Annotated in this window: 16 protein-coding genes; 7 read left to right on the forward strand and 9 right to left on the reverse strand. The window is 32.8% G+C overall.

The genetic code is table 11. The features are described 5' to 3' along the window. Window positions 1-146: 146 nt before the first annotated feature. Entirely contained in the window at window positions 147-671 is a 525-nt protein-coding gene (locus ACM55I_RS12495) for a hypothetical protein (protein ID WP_416847135.1), read from the forward strand. Window positions 672-746: 75 nt separating this feature from the next. Then, window positions 747-1658, forward strand: a complete 912-nt coding sequence (gene xerD, locus ACM55I_RS12500; protein WP_416847136.1) for a site-specific tyrosine recombinase XerD — start codon at window positions 747-749, stop codon at window positions 1656-1658. 82 nt (window positions 1659-1740) lie between these two features. On the opposite strand, the gene rny is transcribed toward xerD, so the two are convergent. The 3 genes from rny to ACM55I_RS12515 all read right to left on the reverse strand — a co-directional run bounded on the left by rny (window position 1741) and on the right by ACM55I_RS12515 (window position 4107). Beyond that, entirely contained in the window at window positions 1741-3306 is a 1566-nt protein-coding gene (gene rny, locus ACM55I_RS12505) for a ribonuclease Y (RefSeq protein ID WP_416847137.1), read from the reverse strand. A 208-nt stretch (window positions 3307-3514) separates the two neighbouring features. Beyond that, window positions 3515-3808 carry a cell division protein ZapA gene (locus tag ACM55I_RS12510; RefSeq protein WP_416847139.1) on the reverse strand — a complete coding sequence of 98 codons (294 nt, stop codon included), beginning with the start codon at window positions 3806-3808 and terminating at the stop codon, window positions 3515-3517. Between the two features lie 8 nt (window positions 3809-3816). Next, complete coding sequence (locus ACM55I_RS12515) at window positions 3817-4107, reverse strand: hypothetical protein (protein WP_416847141.1); 291 nt, start codon at window positions 4105-4107, stop codon at window positions 3817-3819. A gap of 180 nt (window positions 4108-4287) precedes the next feature. Here ACM55I_RS12515 and ACM55I_RS12520 point away from each other — a divergent pair, with 180 nt between their 5' ends. The 3 genes from ACM55I_RS12520 (at window position 4288) to ACM55I_RS12530 (ending at window position 9316) form a co-directional block, all read left to right on the forward strand. Then, window positions 4288-5985, forward strand: coding sequence for a M23 family metallopeptidase (locus ACM55I_RS12520; RefSeq protein ID WP_416847142.1), 1698 nt, complete (start codon window positions 4288-4290; stop codon window positions 5983-5985). A 12-nt stretch (window positions 5986-5997) separates the two neighbouring features. Next, window positions 5998-8466 (forward strand): TonB-dependent receptor, encoded by a 2469-nt coding sequence (locus tag ACM55I_RS12525; protein ID WP_416847144.1) that lies wholly within the window; start codon window positions 5998-6000, stop codon window positions 8464-8466. 127 nt (window positions 8467-8593) lie between these two features. Beyond that, window positions 8594-9316: a hypothetical protein gene (locus tag ACM55I_RS12530; protein WP_416847145.1), complete on the forward strand. Its 723-nt coding sequence runs from the start codon at window positions 8594-8596 to the stop codon at window positions 9314-9316. A gap of 3 nt (window positions 9317-9319) precedes the next feature. Here ACM55I_RS12530 and ACM55I_RS12535 read toward each other — a convergent pair whose 3' ends face one another. The 5 genes from ACM55I_RS12535 to ACM55I_RS12555 all read right to left on the reverse strand — a co-directional run bounded on the left by ACM55I_RS12535 (window position 9320) and on the right by ACM55I_RS12555 (window position 15480). Next, the gene (locus ACM55I_RS12535) at window positions 9320-10021 is read right to left on the reverse strand and encodes a hypothetical protein (protein WP_416847147.1); all 702 of its coding nucleotides are present in this window, start codon (window positions 10019-10021) and stop codon (window positions 9320-9322) included. Between the two features lie 55 nt (window positions 10022-10076). Continuing rightward, entirely contained in the window at window positions 10077-11903 is a 1827-nt protein-coding gene (locus tag ACM55I_RS12540) for an ABC transporter ATP-binding protein (protein WP_416847148.1), read from the reverse strand. 80 nt (window positions 11904-11983) lie between these two features. After that, on the reverse strand, window positions 11984-13711 hold the full coding sequence (locus tag ACM55I_RS12545; protein WP_416847149.1) for a phospho-sugar mutase: 1728 nt from the start codon (window positions 13709-13711) through the stop codon (window positions 11984-11986). A gap of 269 nt (window positions 13712-13980) precedes the next feature. Then, the gene (locus ACM55I_RS12550) at window positions 13981-14940 is read right to left on the reverse strand and encodes a glycosyltransferase family 2 protein (RefSeq protein WP_039109116.1); all 960 of its coding nucleotides are present in this window, start codon (window positions 14938-14940) and stop codon (window positions 13981-13983) included. A gap of 6 nt (window positions 14941-14946) precedes the next feature. Next, a complete protein-coding gene (locus tag ACM55I_RS12555) occupies window positions 14947-15480 on the reverse strand; it encodes a DUF4199 domain-containing protein (protein ID WP_416847151.1) in 534 nt (177 codons plus the stop codon). Between the two features lie 241 nt (window positions 15481-15721). Here ACM55I_RS12555 and ACM55I_RS12560 point away from each other — a divergent pair, with 241 nt between their 5' ends. Then, complete coding sequence (locus tag ACM55I_RS12560) at window positions 15722-15973, forward strand: type B 50S ribosomal protein L31 (RefSeq protein ID WP_039109118.1); 252 nt, start codon at window positions 15722-15724, stop codon at window positions 15971-15973. A gap of 165 nt (window positions 15974-16138) precedes the next feature. Further along, entirely contained in the window at window positions 16139-17314 is a 1176-nt protein-coding gene (locus ACM55I_RS12565; protein ID WP_416847152.1) for a GlmU family protein, read from the forward strand. Between the two features lie 95 nt (window positions 17315-17409). On the opposite strand, the gene ACM55I_RS12570 is transcribed toward ACM55I_RS12565, so the two are convergent. Then, a complete protein-coding gene (locus tag ACM55I_RS12570) occupies window positions 17410-17943 on the reverse strand; it encodes a murein L,D-transpeptidase catalytic domain family protein (protein ID WP_416837507.1) in 534 nt (177 codons plus the stop codon). Window positions 17944-18266 lie beyond the last annotated feature (323 nt).

The following is an 18266-nucleotide window of genomic DNA, read 5'->3' on the forward strand; positions in this document are numbered from 1 at the left end:
TGTAATTAATTAAAAATCAATGAGTTAAATCTTATTTTGTTGTTTTTAAACGGATTAATTTAGCAATCAACGAGTTTTTTGGCGTAAAATCTGATGCGATTGTTGATTTTTCTAACTTTGGGTATATAAATTTTAAATGATAAATCATGAAAAAAATTATTTTATCAGTAGTGATGGTATTCGCATTTGGATTTGTGAGTGCTCAAGACAAAAAAATGAGTAATGGTGGTGGTCAAACTGCAGAAGGAAAATGGTTAATTGAAGCTAATACTGGTTCATGGGCTACCGGAAATACTTCGTTTTCCTTACTATCTGTTAATGGAGGAAACACCGCTTGGTCAGTTGGTTTAGAAGGAGGATATTTTGTTATAAAAGATTTAGCAATAAAAGCAGGTTTAGGTTACTCAGACGATGGTGATGGTTATAATCCTTTTAGTTATAAAATAGGAGTTAAGTATTACATCGTAAGTCAGTTTCCGGTAGGTATTGATTTTACTGGTACTTCAGGAAGCGGAAATAATGCCAACTGGATTGGTTTTCAAGGGGGGTATGCTTTATTTATTGGAGACAATGTTTCAATTGAGCCTGCAATTCGTTATAATGCGACCCTTGACAATAACAAAGCTGATAATGCTTTTCAAGGGTTAATTGGGTTTGTATTACACTTCTAATATTTTAAAATTACAATATCAGAAACCTCCCAATTGGGAGGTTTTTTATGTCAAAAAAATGCTTTACTTTGGGATATGAATTGGAATACCTATATAAAAAGCTATCAGTCTTATTTAAGAATTGAACGGGGTTTGTCAAAGAATACTATTGAAAATTATTCTTTCGATATAGAACGTTTGTGTCTTTTTCTGGAAAATAATGGAATCGTTATTTCTCCAATATATATTGATGATGAAACCATTCAGCAGTTTATTTATGATGTTTCAAAACAAGTTAATCCACGCTCACAAGCCAGAATCATTTCGGGACTTAAAAGTTTTTTCGGTTATTTAATATTTGAAGACTTTCGGGATAGCAATCCTTTAGAATTGATTGAAACGCCGAAAACGGGCCGAAAACTTCCGGATACTTTATCTGTTACTGAAATTGATACTCTTATTTCGGCTATTGATTTAACCACTAATGAAGGGGAACGCAATCGTGCCATGCTTGAAACCCTTTATGGTTGTGGATTGCGAGTTTCTGAATTGACAGCTTTGAAAATTTCTGATTTGTTTTTTGACGAAGGTTTTGTCAAAATCACAGGAAAAGGGAATAAGCAACGGTTTGTGCCTATTGGAAATTTAACTCAAAAATACATTCAAATTTATAAAAATACGATGCGAATCCATTTGAACATAAAGAAAGGATTTGAAGATACGTTGTTCTTAAATCGAAGAGGTAATCAATTGACACGAGCCATGATTTTTACGATTATTAAAGATTTAGCCACTAAAATAGATTTAAATAAAAATATCAGTCCGCATACCTTGCGACATTCTTTTGCTACACATCTTCTGGAAAATGGAGCCGATTTACGTTCCATTCAATTAATGCTGGGACATGAATCGATAACTACAACAGAGATTTATGTCCATCTTGATCGAAAGTTTTTGACAGAAGTAATTAACACTTTTCATCCAAGGAAGAATTCAGTTAGAGATTAAAAAAAAGACTTATCGATTTTTAATCAATAAGTCTTACTATTTTATACGTTTTTACTCCCCTCAGAGAGGGGTTAGAGGAGGATTATTTCGCAATATTCACTGCTCTTGTCTCTCTGATTACAGTTACTTTAACTTGACCAGGATAAGTCATTTCTGTTTGAATTTTTTGTGATATTTCAAAAGATAAATTTGCTGCATTTTCATCAGAAACTTTTTCGCTTTCTACAATAACACGAAGTTCTCTACCGGCTTGAATAGCATAAGCATTTTTTACACCGCTAAAACCGTAGGCTACTTCTTCTAAATCTTTTAAACGTTGGATGTAAGAATCTAGTACTTGTCTTCTCGCACCCGGTCTTGCACCTGAAATAGCATCACAAACCTGAATAATCGGTGATAACAATGATTTCATTTCTATCTCATCATGGTGCGCTCCAATGGCGTTACAAACCTCTTCTTTTTCACCGTATTTTTCAGCCCATTGCATTCCTAATAAAGCGTGAGGTAAATCACTTTCTGCATCTGGAACTTTACCAATATCGTGTAATAAACCTGCTCTTTTAGCCAGTTTAACATTTAAACCAAGTTCAGCCGCCATGATTCCACAAAGCTTAGAAACTTCGCGGGAGTGTTGCAGTAAATTTTGTCCATAAGAAGAACGGTATTTCATTCGTCCCACAACTTTAATCAATTCAGGATGTAATCCATGAATTCCTAAATCAATAACCGTGCGTTTACCAACTTCTATAATTTCATCATCAATTTGTTTTGCTGTTTTAGCAACAACCTCTTCAATACGTGCAGGGTGAATTCTTCCGTCAGTTACCAGTTTGTGTAATGCCAAACGTGCGATTTCTCTGCGTACAGGATCAAAACAAGAAAGAATAATAGCTTCCGGTGTGTCGTCTACAATGATTTCAACTCCGGTTGCAGCTTCTAGGGCACGAATATTTCTACCTTCACGACCAATGATTCTACCTTTTACATCATCGGATTCAATATTGAAAACAGATACACAGTTTTCTACTGCTTCTTCTGTCCCAACTCTTTGAATCGTGTTGATGATAATTTTCTTTGCTTCTTGTTGAGCTGTCAATTTAGCTTCTTCAATCGTGTCTTGTATATGAGACATTGCTTTGCTTTTAGCTTCAGCTTTTAATCCTTCTACCAATTGATTTTTAGCTTCCTCAGCTGATAAACCAGAGATTACTTCCAATTGTTGCAATTGGCTTTTGTGTAATTTATCTACTTCAGCTTGTCTTTTATCTAAAACTTCTATTTTAGTGGTATATTCTAAAGTTTTTGATTCAAAATCATCATTAACTTTTTTTGCTTTAGACAATTCATTAGAAATTTGAGATTCTTTGTCACGAACTCTTTTTTCAATTTCTGCTACTTTTTTGTCACGGGAAAGGATTACTTGCTCATGCTCTGATTTTAATTCGATGAATTTTTCTTTAGCTTGAAGAATTTTATCTTTTTTTATGTTCTCAGCTTCAAGATTAGCATCTTTTAGAATCGATGCGGCTTCCTTTTTTGCGTTTTTAATTAAGTTAGAAATATTGCTTTTTTCTATTAGTTTGGCTACTCCAAACCCCCCTGCAATACCTATAAAACCAGTAATAATGATCGTTAATATGTTGTCCATGTTTGTTAAAATTTATATATAAAAAAGCCTACATTAGGTTGCTTGAATAAACTCGGAAAGACAAGTTTTGAGCTAACTCACTGTTCAAGTTTCCTCGCCGGAGCGTGGCATGCTTTAGTAGTGATGATTTGCTCATTCTAAATTGTTAGTGTTGAGTTTACCAAATATGAACTAATGTAGGCAGTATCTTAGTCTATGTAAAGAACGTTTAATTATCGAGATATTGATCTAAAACCGCATTGATTTTTTTTAATCTTTCAATGGTCGCTTCACCATCAATCGCATTATCAATTTGTTTTTGTTCTACTTGAGAAGCAAATTGTAAAGCGCACATGGCTAAAACATCTTGCTTGTCACGAACAGCATAATTTTCTTCAAATTGCTTTATCATCACATCAATTTTCTTTGAGGCGCTTCTAAGTCCTTCTTCCTGAAGCAGTTCTACCGTTAACGGGTAAACTCTGTCTGCGATTGATATTTTAATTTTAAGCTTATCGTCCATATCTTTTATTAATCTGATAGTTGTGCTATACAGTAATCAATTTCGCGAATTAATGAATTTATTTTAAGCTTTGTATCTCTTTTATTATCGTCACTGCCTAATAATGTATTAGCAATTTTGAGGGTTTCATATTGCGTTTTTAGCGCTTCAATCTCTTGATGTTGAGTTTGTATGGTTTGTGCAGATTTTGTTAATTCAACCTTTAAATCTTGATTGATTTTCTCCAAACTCTTTAATTTAATAAAAAGTTTTTCAATCTTATTTTCAAGAGTATCAATTATTTCTGCAATTACACTCATTATTAATTCTAATTCATTACTTAATCTTACAAAGTTAGTATTCCTTTTTATTATTACAATATTTTATTGATTTTTTTACGTTAAAAAAATCAATTATATGTAATTCAATACGTTGTGATTTGATTTCTTTTATGAATTTTTTATTAACTACTTTTTTTTATCTTAGCAAAAATGAAACTCATGAAAATTTTTATATTTCTTATATTTTTTTGCACTTCTCTTTTTGCTCAGGTCGAATATCCTAAAGATTATTTCAGCTCTCCACTTGATATCCCAATGCAACTTTCAGGAAATTTCGGAGAATTAAGACCCAATCATTTTCATGCTGGATTTGATTTAAAAACATTGCAGAAAGAAGGATTGAAAGTTTACGCTGTTGCTGACGGGTATATATCAAGAATAAAAATTTCTACTTTTGGTAATGGAAAGGCTATTTATATAACACATCCTAACGGATATACTTCCGTATATGGCCATTTACAAATAGCAAATGGACTTATTGAAGAGTATATTAAAAAATCTCATTATGCCTTAAAATCTTTTGAAATAGAGTTGTTTCCAAAATCAGATGAATTGATCGTTAAAAAAGGTCAAATAATCGCCTTTTCTGGAAACACTGGAGGTTCGGAGGGACCACATTTACATTTTGAAATTCGAGATACGAAAACAGAAAAAATTATTAATCCTATGTTTTTCGGATTTGATAAAATGCTTAAGGATACCAAAAAGCCTACCATTTCAGGCATTTATGTATATCCATTAGAAACAAAAACTTCGGTGAATCATTCCAAGCGTCCCTTATTACTTAATTTGTCATTGCAAAAAGATGGTACTTATTTATCTGAAAAGGTTATTGCCAATGGAAAAATAGGATTTGGTATTAACACATTTGATTACGATGATGTTTCCTTTAATAAAAACGGCGTTTTCAAAGTACAATCTTTTTCTAATGGAAAACCAACTTTTGGGTATCAATTCGACACATATTCTTTTGATGAAATGCGTTATGTAAATGCACTTATCGATTATTCAAAATATAAGAAAACACAACAAAGAGTTCAGAAATTATTTATGAAAAACAAATACAGATTAAGCATTATTCAGTCTGATGAAAATAACGGAGCTGTTACTGTAACACCGAATTTATCCTTGGTTTATCGTGTTGAAGTTTCGGATTTTAATGGCAATAAAAGCACTGTTTCTATTCCAATACAATATGATTTATTGTCTACCATTATTGAGAAGGAACCCATAGTATCTAACTATTTTGTAAAAGCAAACAAAGACAGTAATTTTGCCAAAGATAATATGTCGGTTTTCTTTCCTGCAGGAACTTTTTATGAGGATTTTGATATGAATTTTGATGTAAAAAAAGACACGTTATTTCTTCATGACGATACTGTTCCAGCGCATACTAATTTTACGATTTCTATAGAAGACAATAAATATACGGAAGTTCAAAGAGAAAAAATATTTATAGGTTTAATCGAAGGTCAAAAAGTAACTTACAATCCTACCTATAAGAAAGAGAATGTTTTTAATACAAAAGTGAAAACCTTAGGGAAATATGCATTGATTATGGACACTATAGCTCCTAAAATTGCTATAGCGAAGCCTATTGAAGGAAAATGGTTGAGTGATCAAAAGACGATTCAACTTACTGTAAATGATAGTTTGTCAGGTATAAAATCGTATAATGGTTATTTGAATGGAAATTGGATTTTATTCGAATATGACAATAAAACTAAAAAAATAATTCACAAATTCAACGACGGAATTGTAGCCGAAGGTGCCAATGATTTAAAAGTGGTTGTGATTGATAATGTAGGAAATTCGACTATCTTTGAAACTCATTTTTTTAGAAGTCAAAAAAAATAAAAACCAAACCATTTGAGGACTAATAAATTATTACTTGTTTTCTTTTGTTTCTGTGTTGGACTTGCTACATCAGCCCAATCAGCGAGAATAGAAGGAATTATTCTTGATAAAAATAACCAACCCGTAGATAACGTAAATGTTTTCTGTCTTGGTAAAACAACGCAATCTAATACAAATGGTTTTTTTGATTTGGCTGTTCCTGCAAATCAAAAACTAGTAGTTGTTTTTACGCATGTTTCTTTAAAAAAGACTACTGTTTCGATTGTTTTAAAATCTAATGAAGATTATGAATTCAATTTGGTGATGAATGACCATGAGGAACAGATGGGCGAAGTTGTCGTTATTGCAAAAAACAAAAAGAGAGTACAGGGAATTACCACCATTGAACCTGAAGTGATTCGAAAAATTCCTGGAGCCAATGCTGGTATCGAAAATATACTGAAAACTTTACCAGGGGTAAATTCTAATAATGAGCTCAGTACACAATATGCTGTTCGTGGTGGAAATTATGATGAAAATTTAGTTTATGTCAATGAAATAGAAGTCTATAGGCCTTTTTTAATTCGCTCGGGGCAGCAAGAAGGATTGAGTTTTACCAATACCGATTTGGTTCAAAATATTGATTTTTCTGCTGGAGGTTTTCAGGCGAAATTCGGAGATAAATTATCTTCAGTGTTGGATATTACCTATAGAAAACCAGTAAAATTTGGCGCTAATCTTGAAGCGAGTTTTCTTGGCGGAAGCCTTTCGATAGATGCCGTTTCTAAGAATAAAAAATGGTCTGCAGTAACGGGAGTTCGGTATCGTAACAATAGTCTTTTGGTGAAAAGTCAGGAAACACAAACGAATTTCACACCAACATTTGCTGATATTCAAACGAATATTAATTATCAGGCATCGGCCAAATGGCAATGGAGTTTTTTAGGAAACATTTCTCAAAATAAATACCAATATCAGCCATTGACACGCCAAACTAATTTTGGAACTATTGATAATCCTATGGCACTTTCAATTTATTATGAAGGTCAGGAAAAAGATAAGTATGATACTTATTTTGGAGCAATAAAAACAACTTTTAAAGCTTCGAGTAATTTTACATTGAAATTTATCGGATCCGTTTTTCATACTTTAGAACAGGAACATTTTGATGTTTTTGCGCAATATCGCTTGGGTGAAGTCGATGCCAATATCGGTTCGGATACGTATGGCGATGTTTCTTTTACAAGAGGAATTGGTTCACAGCTTAATCACGCACGAAATGATTTAGATGCACTAATTATCAATACGGAAGTAAAAGGATTCCACGATTGGAAAGAAAATCAATTCGAATGGGGAGTAAAATACACTCGAGAATCCATTCGGGATAAAATAGTGGAGTGGGAAGTAATTGATTCGGCAGGGTTTTCCATAAATCCACCTATTGTTATTTTGCCTAAAAATGATCAGCCATATACTGCTTACACAGGACCTTTAGTACCTTATCAGAATGTGAGAGCCACTAATTTTAATACGATTAACCGGTTTTCAGGTTATGCTCAATGGAGTAGTAAAGGGAATTTAGGCTCGAATGAAGTTTGGTATAATGCGGGAGTGCGAATGCATAACTGGGAAGTTTCAGGAGATAATGTAATGGGTAAATCTCAAGTTACTTTTAGTCCAAGAGCGCAATTTGCCATAAAACCAAATTGGGAAAAGGATATGGTTTTCAGGATTTCGGGAGGTTTGTACCACCAACCGCCATTTTATAGAGAGCTTAGAGATGCTGATGGAATAGTGCAACCTAATGTTAAGGCGCAACAATCCATTCATTTAGTTTTGAGTAATGATTACAGTTTCAAAATGTGGAATCGTCCTTTTAAACTGGTTTCAGAATTGTATTATAAATCATTGGCGGATGTAAATACCTATACCATTGATAATGTTCGCATACGTTATGCGGCTAATAATAATGCTAAAGGATATGCACAAGGACTGGACGTTCGTTTAAATGGCGAATTTGTTCCCGGAACAGAATCGTGGTTTAGTTTTGGATATTTGAAGACGGAAGAAAACAGCAATAACAAAGGATACATAGCAAGGCCTACCGACCAAAGATTGAAATTTGGGCTTTTGTTTCAGGATTTCATGCCTAATATTCCAAGTGTAAAAATATACCTGAATTTAGTTTATAATACAGGTTTGCCAGGAGGTTCGCCTTCGTATGCAGATCCTTATTTGTATCAAAATAGATTAAGGGATTATCGTCGAGCGGATGTTGGTTTTTCTAAAGTACTTATAGATAATAGTACAGGAAATAGCAATAGCGGTTGGTTCAAAAGCTTCAAGGAGCTGGCTATAGGATTGGAAATTTTTAATCTTTTTGACAATCAAAATGCGATTACCAATACTTGGGTTCGGGATGTGTATTCAAAAAATCAATATGCCATTCCTAATTATATGACCACAAGGGTTTTTAATATAAAATTGAGCGCGAAATTATAATAGAAAAGAATTAGAAACGTTTTTTATAAAGGACAGAAAGATTTCTAAATCATAAATCATTTGCAGAATGCCACGAGCATTTTTAAAAATGATTACATTTGAATTTATTTTTTAATAAGACATCATCATGAAAAAATTACATATAGCATTATTAGGACTTTCAGTTCTACTTTTAACCAGCTGCAAAGAAGACGCAGAAAAACCAAAAGTAATTTACGGTGGTGCAAATAAAGAAAAAGAAATTGCCAAAATTGATTCTACTGATATAGAAATTGCTGATTTGCCTATTCATATGGAAGGGACTAATTATTTGATTCATCCCGTAGGCGATTTAAGTATTCGTGAAAGAGGAATAAAAACAAGATACGGATCTTCCAGTGTGAATGACTTGAGTTTTACCATATCTAATTATGGAGAAAATGAAATCACTGGTTTTTTACAAAACATAAAGTTTCAAAAAATAGGTTCAGATTCTATAAAAGCATTGACAGATGAGCCTGTTTTGATTCAAACTGCAACGTATTTAAAATCAGTTGCTGATAAAACTAAAAATCAAATCATGGTTTACACGATGGTTGATATGGACACCAATAAAGATGGGAAACTTGATACGAGTGATATTAAGGCTTTGTATCTTAGTGAAATTAGCGGAGATAAATTGACTAAATTATCTGATAGTTATCAAGAATTAATCGATTGGAATTTGATAGAATCTACTAACCGTTTGTATTTTAGAACAGTTGAAGATACCAATAAAAATGGGCAATTTGATAAAATGGATGTAGTGCATTATAACTATGTTGATTTGTCAAATAAACAATGGAAAATCGTTAGTTACAAACCGGTTTAAAACCTAAATTAAAATATCACTTTCTAAATCAGATTTTTCAATTGTAAAATCGAACCCTAATTGTTTTACCAATTGAATAACGAGATTTTTATACCAGTTTTCAGATTTTGGATGAATGTATATCTTTTCAATGAGTTCGTTGATATCAACATTGATTTTAAGTCCATCGTTGATTTTAATGGTATTGTCAGAAACATCCGAAATGATACGTACTTCACGTTCGTATTGAAAACTCTTTCTTTTGAATAAAAAAGGAAAGAACATATCATCAAAAGGGATGTACTCCTTTTTGTAGTCTATATAATTTACTTCTCCAATGTATTGATTGAAATTAACCTCAGGATGAAGTGCATTTTGTAATCTCCCAATCGTGGATTGAATCGCCAATCCTTCGCTGTTTTGCGTGAAAATTTGCCACATTGCAAAGGATTCATATTCATTTATATGCCAACTGCTAATAGCCACTCTTTCCCGATGCGTTTTGTAAAAATCAAGAAAATCAGGATTATTAATAGATAATTTTTTGATTTCTTCAAATGTGGGTTCGCTAAAAGTACCTTCATATTGATCTTCAAATTTATCAGACCGTGACATAAATAGCTTTTGAGACATTAACAAGTCAAGAAACTTAGACAAGTCAAGGTATTTCCAAACAATAGTATTTGGATCTTCTGGAAGTTTTATGTTTGTGTTATTAAGATACATTTTTTAGCTTTAAGATTTTACGCACATTAAACATAAAAGTACCATTCTTTAATCACTATTCGAATGATTGCATGGTTACTAATTTGTTATATGTTCCATTTAACGCAATTAGTTCCTCATGGTTGCCTTGTTCCACAATTTTTCCTTTTTGCATCACTACAATCAAATCTGCTTTTTGAATGGTAGAAAGACGGTGTGCAATAACAATGGAAGTTCGGTTTTGCATCATGTTTTCCAGAGCCACTTGAACAAATTTCTCGCTTTCAGTATCTAATGCTGAAGTTGCCTCATCCAGAATCATAATTGGAGGATTTTTCAAAACGGCTCTCGCAATTGATAAACGTTGTTTTTGTCCACCGGATAGTTTGTTTCCGCTGTCGCCAATGTTAGTGTGAATTCCTAACGGTAGCTCGTTTACAAATTCATATGCATTGGCAATTTTCAGTGCTTCAATGATTTCATCTTCAGTTGCGCCATGTTTACCAAGTGAAATATTGGCTTTTATGGTATCGTTAAATAAAATGCTGTCTTGAGTAACCAATCCCATTAAGTCACGCAGCGAATGGATATTCATGTCCTTGATGTCTAATCCGTCAATAGAAATTGTCCCTTTATTTACGTCATAAAAACGAGTTAATAAATTAGCAATGGTACTTTTTCCACTTCCTGATTGACCAACTAATGCTACAGTTTGTCCTTTTTTTACTTCCAATGAAAAATGCTTTAAAACATTCTCGTCTTCGTATTTAAAGTTAATGTCTTTAATAACTATGTTAGTATCAAACGAATCCTTCTTAATAGCATTTACCTTGCTTTTAATAGTGTTTTCCTGGTCCAGAATTTCCAAAACGCGTTCTGCAGCAGCATTTCCTCTTTTTACAGCATACGATGCTTTCGATATTGATTTTGCGGGTGTAAGAATGTTATACGCTAATCCCATATAAGCAATAAACGATGCACCGTTCAAAGTTTTTTCAATCAAAACCATGTGTCCGCCATACCAAAGTAAAATAGCAATTACCATAATTCCCATAAATTCACTGGCAGGAGAAGCTAGATTTTGGCGATTGCCAATACTATTGGATAGCGTAAAAAAGCGTTGCGTCGATTCTTGAAAAATGCGATTGAAATAACGCTCTGAATTGTATCCTTTTACTACTTTTAATCCTCCTAAGGTTTCTTCAATGGTAGATAAAAAGATACCTTGTTCTTGTTGTGCTTTGGTTGATTTTTTTTTCAGTTGCTTTCCTATCAATGAAATCACATAACCCGAAACCGGAATGAAAATAAACACAAAAAGTGTCAGTTTCATACTTATGGTAAACATGGTGGTAATGGTAAAAATAATGGTTAGCGGTTCTTTTACAATAAGTTCCAAAATAGAAAGAAAAGAAGTTTGGACTTCATTTACATCTGCTGAAATTCTGGCAATTACATCTCCTTTTCTTTTCTCTGAAAAAAAGGCTAACGGTAAATCAATAGTTTTTTTATACATCGCATTTCGCATGTCTCTCAAGACACCATTTCTTAAAAAGGTGATGAAAAACATGGCCATATAATCACTAATATTTTTTAGTAAGAAGATTACAATAATCACAGCAACCATAATGGATAAGGTATGGCCTACACCAAAAGAATCAGTTGTATTGGTAATATAATAGCTTAGATAATCTTCGCCATATTTTTTAAGTTCCCAAATTCCTTTGTAAGTTGGAAGCACCGTATTTCTTTTGGTTTGGTCAAATAAAACCTGCATCATAGGAATTAGTGATACAAAAGAAAGCGTGCTGAAAAGAGCGTATAAAACATTGAAAAATATGTTTAGATATGCATACTTTTTATACGGAATTATAAAAGGGAATATTTTTTTAAAATTGATCATTTATGTTGTTTTTTACCATTAAGACCCGACAGGATTTTTAAAGCCTGTCGGGTCTGTCAGAAAAATTTATTTGCATTCAATTAATTCAATTGCATGGCAGCGATAATGTTTTTTATTTTTTCATTTAAAACAGCTTCCACTTTATTGAAATTTTCAACAGCATCCAATGCTGTATTTACGCTGATATAGAATTTTATTTTAGGTTCAGTTCCACTAGGTCTGGCGCAAATTTTTGATCCGTCTTCAGTATAATAAATCAAAACATCTGCTTTTGGCATATCCATGATTTCTTCTTCGCCAGTTAGTAAGTTTTTGGCAACAGATGATTTGTAATCTTCTAACATGATTACTCTTTGTTCGTTAATTTCTTTTACAGGATTTTCACGTAAAGAAATCATCATCTGATTGATTTCGGCTAAGCCTTCCATTCCTTTTTTAGTGATAGAAATCAAATGTTCCTTGTAAAAACCATGTGCTACATAAAGTTTTAATAATTCTTTATAAACAGTACTTCCTTTGGCTTTGGCCTGAGCCGCAACTTCGCAAATTAATAAAGTTGCTGCTACGGCATCTTTATCACGAACCGCATCGCCAACCATATATCCAAAACTTTCTTCACCACCACCAATGAATTGTAGTTCAGGGAAATCTTTTATCATTTTGGCAATCCATTTAAAACCGGTCAAACCCACTTTAAATTGTACACCATAAGCCGATGCCAATTCCATAATCATAGGTGTTGAAACGATAGTTGAACCTACAAATTGTTTCCCGTTGATTTTTCCTGCTTTTTTCCATTCTTCCAATAAAAAAGCGGTCATCAAAATCATGGTCTGATTTCCGTTCAACAAAGTCATTTGTCCTTCGTTATTTCGAACAGCAACACCCAATCGGTCACAATCTGGATCAGTACCAATTACAATATCAGAATTTGTTTTATCTGCCAATGCCAATGCCATTGCTAATGCTTCCGGCTCTTCAGGATTAGGAGATTTTACTGTTGGGAAATCACCATTTGGAACTCTTTGCTCTTCAACAATATGCACGTTAGGATAACCAGCTTGTGCAAAAGTATCTGGAACAAGTGTAATTGATGTACCATGCAAAGAAGTAAAAACAATATTCAAATTTTCTTTGGCTTCAGCTGGAGTATTGAAACTGGCATTTTCGATAGTTGATTTAACAAAAGCTTCGTCAACTTCGGTATCTATGTATTCTATCAAATCTTCATTTGCAGTAAACTTGATTTGGTCGTAATTTAAATTTTCAATTACATTGATGATTCCCTCGTCTTCTGGCGGAACAATTTGTCCACCATCTTCCCAGTATACTTTATAACCATTATATTCCGGTGGATTGTGAGAAGCAGTAAGAACAATTCCGCATTGGCAACCTAAATATTTAAGTGCAAATGACAATTCTGGTGTTGGTCTCAAACTAGAAAACAAATATACATGAATACCATTGGCAGAGAAAACATCTGCAACCAATTTGGCTAGTGTATCACTATTATGACGACAATCATAAGCAATAACTGCTTTTATGGGTTGGTTAGGAAATGATGTGTGCAAATAATCCGAAAGACCTTGTGTGCTTTTTCCAAGAGTATATTTATTGATGCGATTGTTTCCTACACCCATTACACCGCGCATTCCACCAGTTCCAAATTCAAGATTTTTATAAAAACTTTCTTCCAGTTCTTTTGGTGAAGTAGTCATTAATTCTTTGATTGCTTCCTGTGTTGCTGTGTCAAATGTTGGAGTAAGCCATTCATTTACTGCATCCAAAATGTTTTGTTTGATATCCATTTTTGTATGTTTTTAGGTTCTAAATTCTTAGTTTGAAATTTCAATATAGTTGCTTCGGTAAATTAAATTAATTTTTTTAGGAGCTATTCCTGCTATCCGCTATATCTTTTTCTTAAAAAAAGAAAAGGATGTCGCTGCTATCAGGGCTAGTTTGTGTCCTGATGAGAAATAGTTCACGTAAATTTCAGTAATTCTTCCGATATGCAATTTGCAAAATCAAACAATACAATTTACATTAAATTCGTGTTTTTTTTAATTTTGAGTAAAAATTATAAAAAATTAACTTCAGTTGAAACTTTATAACGCTCTTCATTGTTTTTTGTTCGCAAAATTATTTCGCCAAGAAATCCGGCCAAAAATAATTGGGTACCTAATACCATGGTTGTTAAAGCAATATAGAACCAAGGATTACTGGTTACTAAATTATAGGTCATGCCATTATACATATGGTACAGTTTTGAAACACCAATATAACCCGCCAATAAAAAACCAATTATAAACATTAAAGAGCCCATGGCGCCGAATAAGTGCATTGGTCTTTTTCCAAAACGGGAAAGAAACCAAATGGTAATTAAATCTAAGAAACCATTGATGAAACGTTCCATTCCAAATTTAGTTTCACCATATTTTCGAGCTTGATGTTGTACTACTTTTTCGCCAATTTTGCCAAAACCGGCATTTTTTGCCAAAACTGGAATGTATCGGTGCATTTCACCCGAAACTTCAATATTTTTCACCACAACATTTTTGTAGGCTTTCAATCCGCAATTAAAATCATTCAATTCAACTCCCGATGTTTTTCTGGCTGCCCAATTGAATAATTTTGAAGGTAAATTTTTGGCAACCACAGAATCGTAACGTTTCTTTTTCCAACCGGAAACCAAATCAAATTTGCCATTGACAATCATTTCGTATAATCCGGGAATTTCTTCTGGACTGTCTTGTAAATCGGCATCCATGGTGATGATGACATCGCCTTTGGCTTTTGCAAAACCAGCATGTAAGGCTTGTGATTTTCCGAAATTTTTCATGAAACGAACGCCTTTCACATGAGGATTTTCATTTGCAAATTGTTCAATAATAGCCCAAGAATCATCCGTACTTCCGTCGTCCAGAAAAATGATTTCATAGGTGTAATTATTCACTTGCATCACCTTAATGATCCAAGTGTAAAGTTCCTTAAGTGATTCCTCTTCGTTAAGAAGCGGTATGAGTATAGATAAATTCATTCCTGTTTATTCTTGTGATGAAGATTTACTTTTAAAAAATGCGGCCATAATCAATCCTAATATAGCGCAAAAAAAGAGATTGAAAATAGACCCTTTTAATTGTTCAACTATAGAATAAGGATCTGTTTCTTTTAGTTTTAAAATGGTTTCATTTAAAGAAGATGCAGCTACTCCAAATTTTTCAGAAGTGCTAATCAAATATTTTATGGTTAAATCCAGTAAAGCAGTTTTTACTGATGGATCTATGAAATTGAATAAAATGATTTTAAAAGCGAGAGAAATAAGTACCCCAATAGCAGCTGTAATAAAATAGGTAGTAAAAGCTTCTTTAAAAGGGAATATGCCGTTTAATTCTTTTTTTGTTTTAGAAAGCGATAGAATTGGAACAATGATAAAAACAGAAAAGCTTAAAAGGGTAGTCCACCAAGCAATGAATAATTCTATGTCTATTGCATACATTAAAGCAGTAATTAACGATAATATTACTCCTGTAATTATCCCAAATGTAATCCCGTTTCTTTTTATAATTTCATTAACCATTAGTAGCTGTTTATTTATTAATCCACAAATATAACAATTCCCAATATATTCGAGGATAAAAATCGCTTTTTACGATTATATAAAAAAAGTGATGCAAAGATTTGATTATTGGAAAAAAATTGTAAATTTGCAAACTCAAAATAATAATGTAAAACAAAAAGTTATAATGAGTTTATACCTTTTCTGTTAGAGGAAAAGCTTCAAGACAAGTTATAATTAACAAATAAAAAAGATTAACAAGATGAAAAAAGGAATTCACCCAGAAAATTACAGATTAGTTGCATTTAAAGACATGTCAAATGACGAAGTTTTTATTACTAAATCTACTGCAGATACAAGAGAAACATTAACAGTTGATGGTGTTGAATACCCAGTTGTAAAAATGGAGATCTCTAGAACTTCACACCCTTTTTACACAGGTAAATCTAAACTTATTGATACTGCAGGACGTATCGATAAATTCAAAACTAAATACGCTAAACACGTTAAATAATTTTAACTTGTTTTCAAATACAGTAAAGCCTTCCTTTTGGGAGGCTTTTTTTATTTTTATCTATTTGAAAACTTTGTAACTTTGGTGTCAATATTATTAAAACGGTAGATTGATGAAATTAATTTTCGAATCAACAAATAACCGAATCAACAAATAAACTATTTTATGAATTACATACTTTTTGACGGTCCTGCTCGAAATGCATTATTACCTTTTACCTTTACACGTCCCGTTGCGGATATTCTTATAGGAATCTTGACCATTCGTCAAAAATGGGAAATGCGTTTGGGATCCACTACCACAACATTGACAGAGGAATATTTGTCGGAAAAATTTCCAATGGTAGAACTGGAGGAAAATGTGATGATAAACGCTTCTTTTCTACCTAATGATGTTTTGGCTGAAATGGTTAGTAATTTAGAATCAAATCAGGCTATTTTCAAAGGTGACGAAGTAATTGCTTTTCATACCAACGAAGACCAGGAAGAAGTAGATTTTGATACGTATGAAATAATAGAATATCAAGATGATTGCTTAACGGTGGAACATACTTGGGATATTTTTTCCAAAAATGATGCAGCAATACGAGAGGATTTTGAATTCTTAACCGAAGATAGAAAATCGCAACCCGTTCCAAAAAGCGTTAATGTCATTGCGCCGGAAAATATATTTATAGAAGAAGGAGCAAAGTTGGAATTTGTTACCTTGAATGCTTCTACAGGGCCAATTTATATTGGTAAAGATGCTGAAATTATGGAAGGTGCTGTAATTAGAGGCCCATTTGCCTTGTGCGAAAATGCAACTGTAAAAATGGCAGCTAAGATATATGGAGCAACCACGGTAGGTCCGTATTCCAGAATTGGAGGCGAAGTTAATAATTCGGTATTGTTTGGTTATTCGAACAAAGGACATGATGGGTTTTTAGGAAATTCTGTTCTTGGTGAATGGTGTAATATTGGTGCGGACAGTAATAATTCCAACCTGAAAAACAATTACGAAGAAGTGAAATTGTGGAGTTATGAAACCGAAGGTTTTGCTAAAACAGGACTTCAGTTTTGTGGATTGATGATGGGGGATCATAGCAAGTGCGGAATTAATACCATGTTCAATACAGGAACGGTAATAGGGGTAAGTGCCAATATTTTTGGAAGCGGATTTCCTCGCAATTTTGTGCCGAGTTTTTCTTGGGGCGGAGCTTCAGGTTTTACCACTTACATAACCAAAAAAGCTTTTGAAACGGCTCGATTAGTAATGGCTCGAAGAAATGTTGACTTTGATGAAAGAGAAGCTGCGATTTTAGAACATGTTTTTGAGGAAACTAGAAAGTGGAGAAAAGACTAGTTTTTTTATATTCTGTCAAATGAAGAATCCCTTCTTGTTGAATGCTAAAATATAATAAGAACCCCAATAAAATAAGCTTCTAATCGAGGCTTTTTTTATTGATAGGCATAAAGAAGAGAACCATTTTTTATCAGGTCAATCAGTTTATTTGCATTACAGTCCGGAACGGAAAAGCATCCCCAGCTGAATTTACTATACATCCTTTTTGAAGAATGGACCACAATATTTCTTTTCAAAGCATTGGAATTTTTGTCGTTTTCTAAACCATCTAACTTTAAAGAATAGCCCCACATACCATTATAGGTTTGTAAAGTGACGTAACAGCCTAATGAAGTCGCATTGCTTCCAATAGCATTGCTAAATAAATTAGGAGTTAATCCTGTACCTGAGCCAGAGCCATGATCAACATTACTGGTTAGTAGTATTTTGCTATTTTTCAAATCAATAACATACAGTCTTGCTTCCTCTATTGATTTTGAAAAATCGATTAGGGTTATAATGTCTTTATTTTTGGCTTTAAAACCCCATTTTGTTTCTATCTCTTTTGCCTTCTTTACAATTTCTTCGTTGTTTTGAGCTACAATGAAATTAATCGTGCATAAAAGAATTATTGTTAGTGTTTTTTTCATGAACTAGTTTTTAAAATATTTTTCCGAGCCTAAATAATTCGGGTTTGTAGTTTCATCATCAGTATTATTCTCTAAACTATTCTCGCTTTTTACACTATTTAAGCGATAATTAATATCTTCGGTATTGTTTCTGTTTTATAGTTGTTAAGGTTTTAATTTGGTTTAAATATAGTGTCTTTTTTTATTATTTAATGGTCTGGATATCAAATACAAAACTATAAAAAAATACTATTATTGTTCTCTGTTTTATTTTTATATTTCATGGATTAAAAACTTAAATTGTTATAAATTATTTCAATTGTCCAATTCTTTATTTAATCTAT

Origin of the sequence: Flavobacterium algoris (assembly GCF_048158525.1) — a bacterium.
GTDB classification, from domain to species: Bacteria; Bacteroidota; Bacteroidia; order Flavobacteriales; family Flavobacteriaceae; genus Flavobacterium; species Flavobacterium algoris.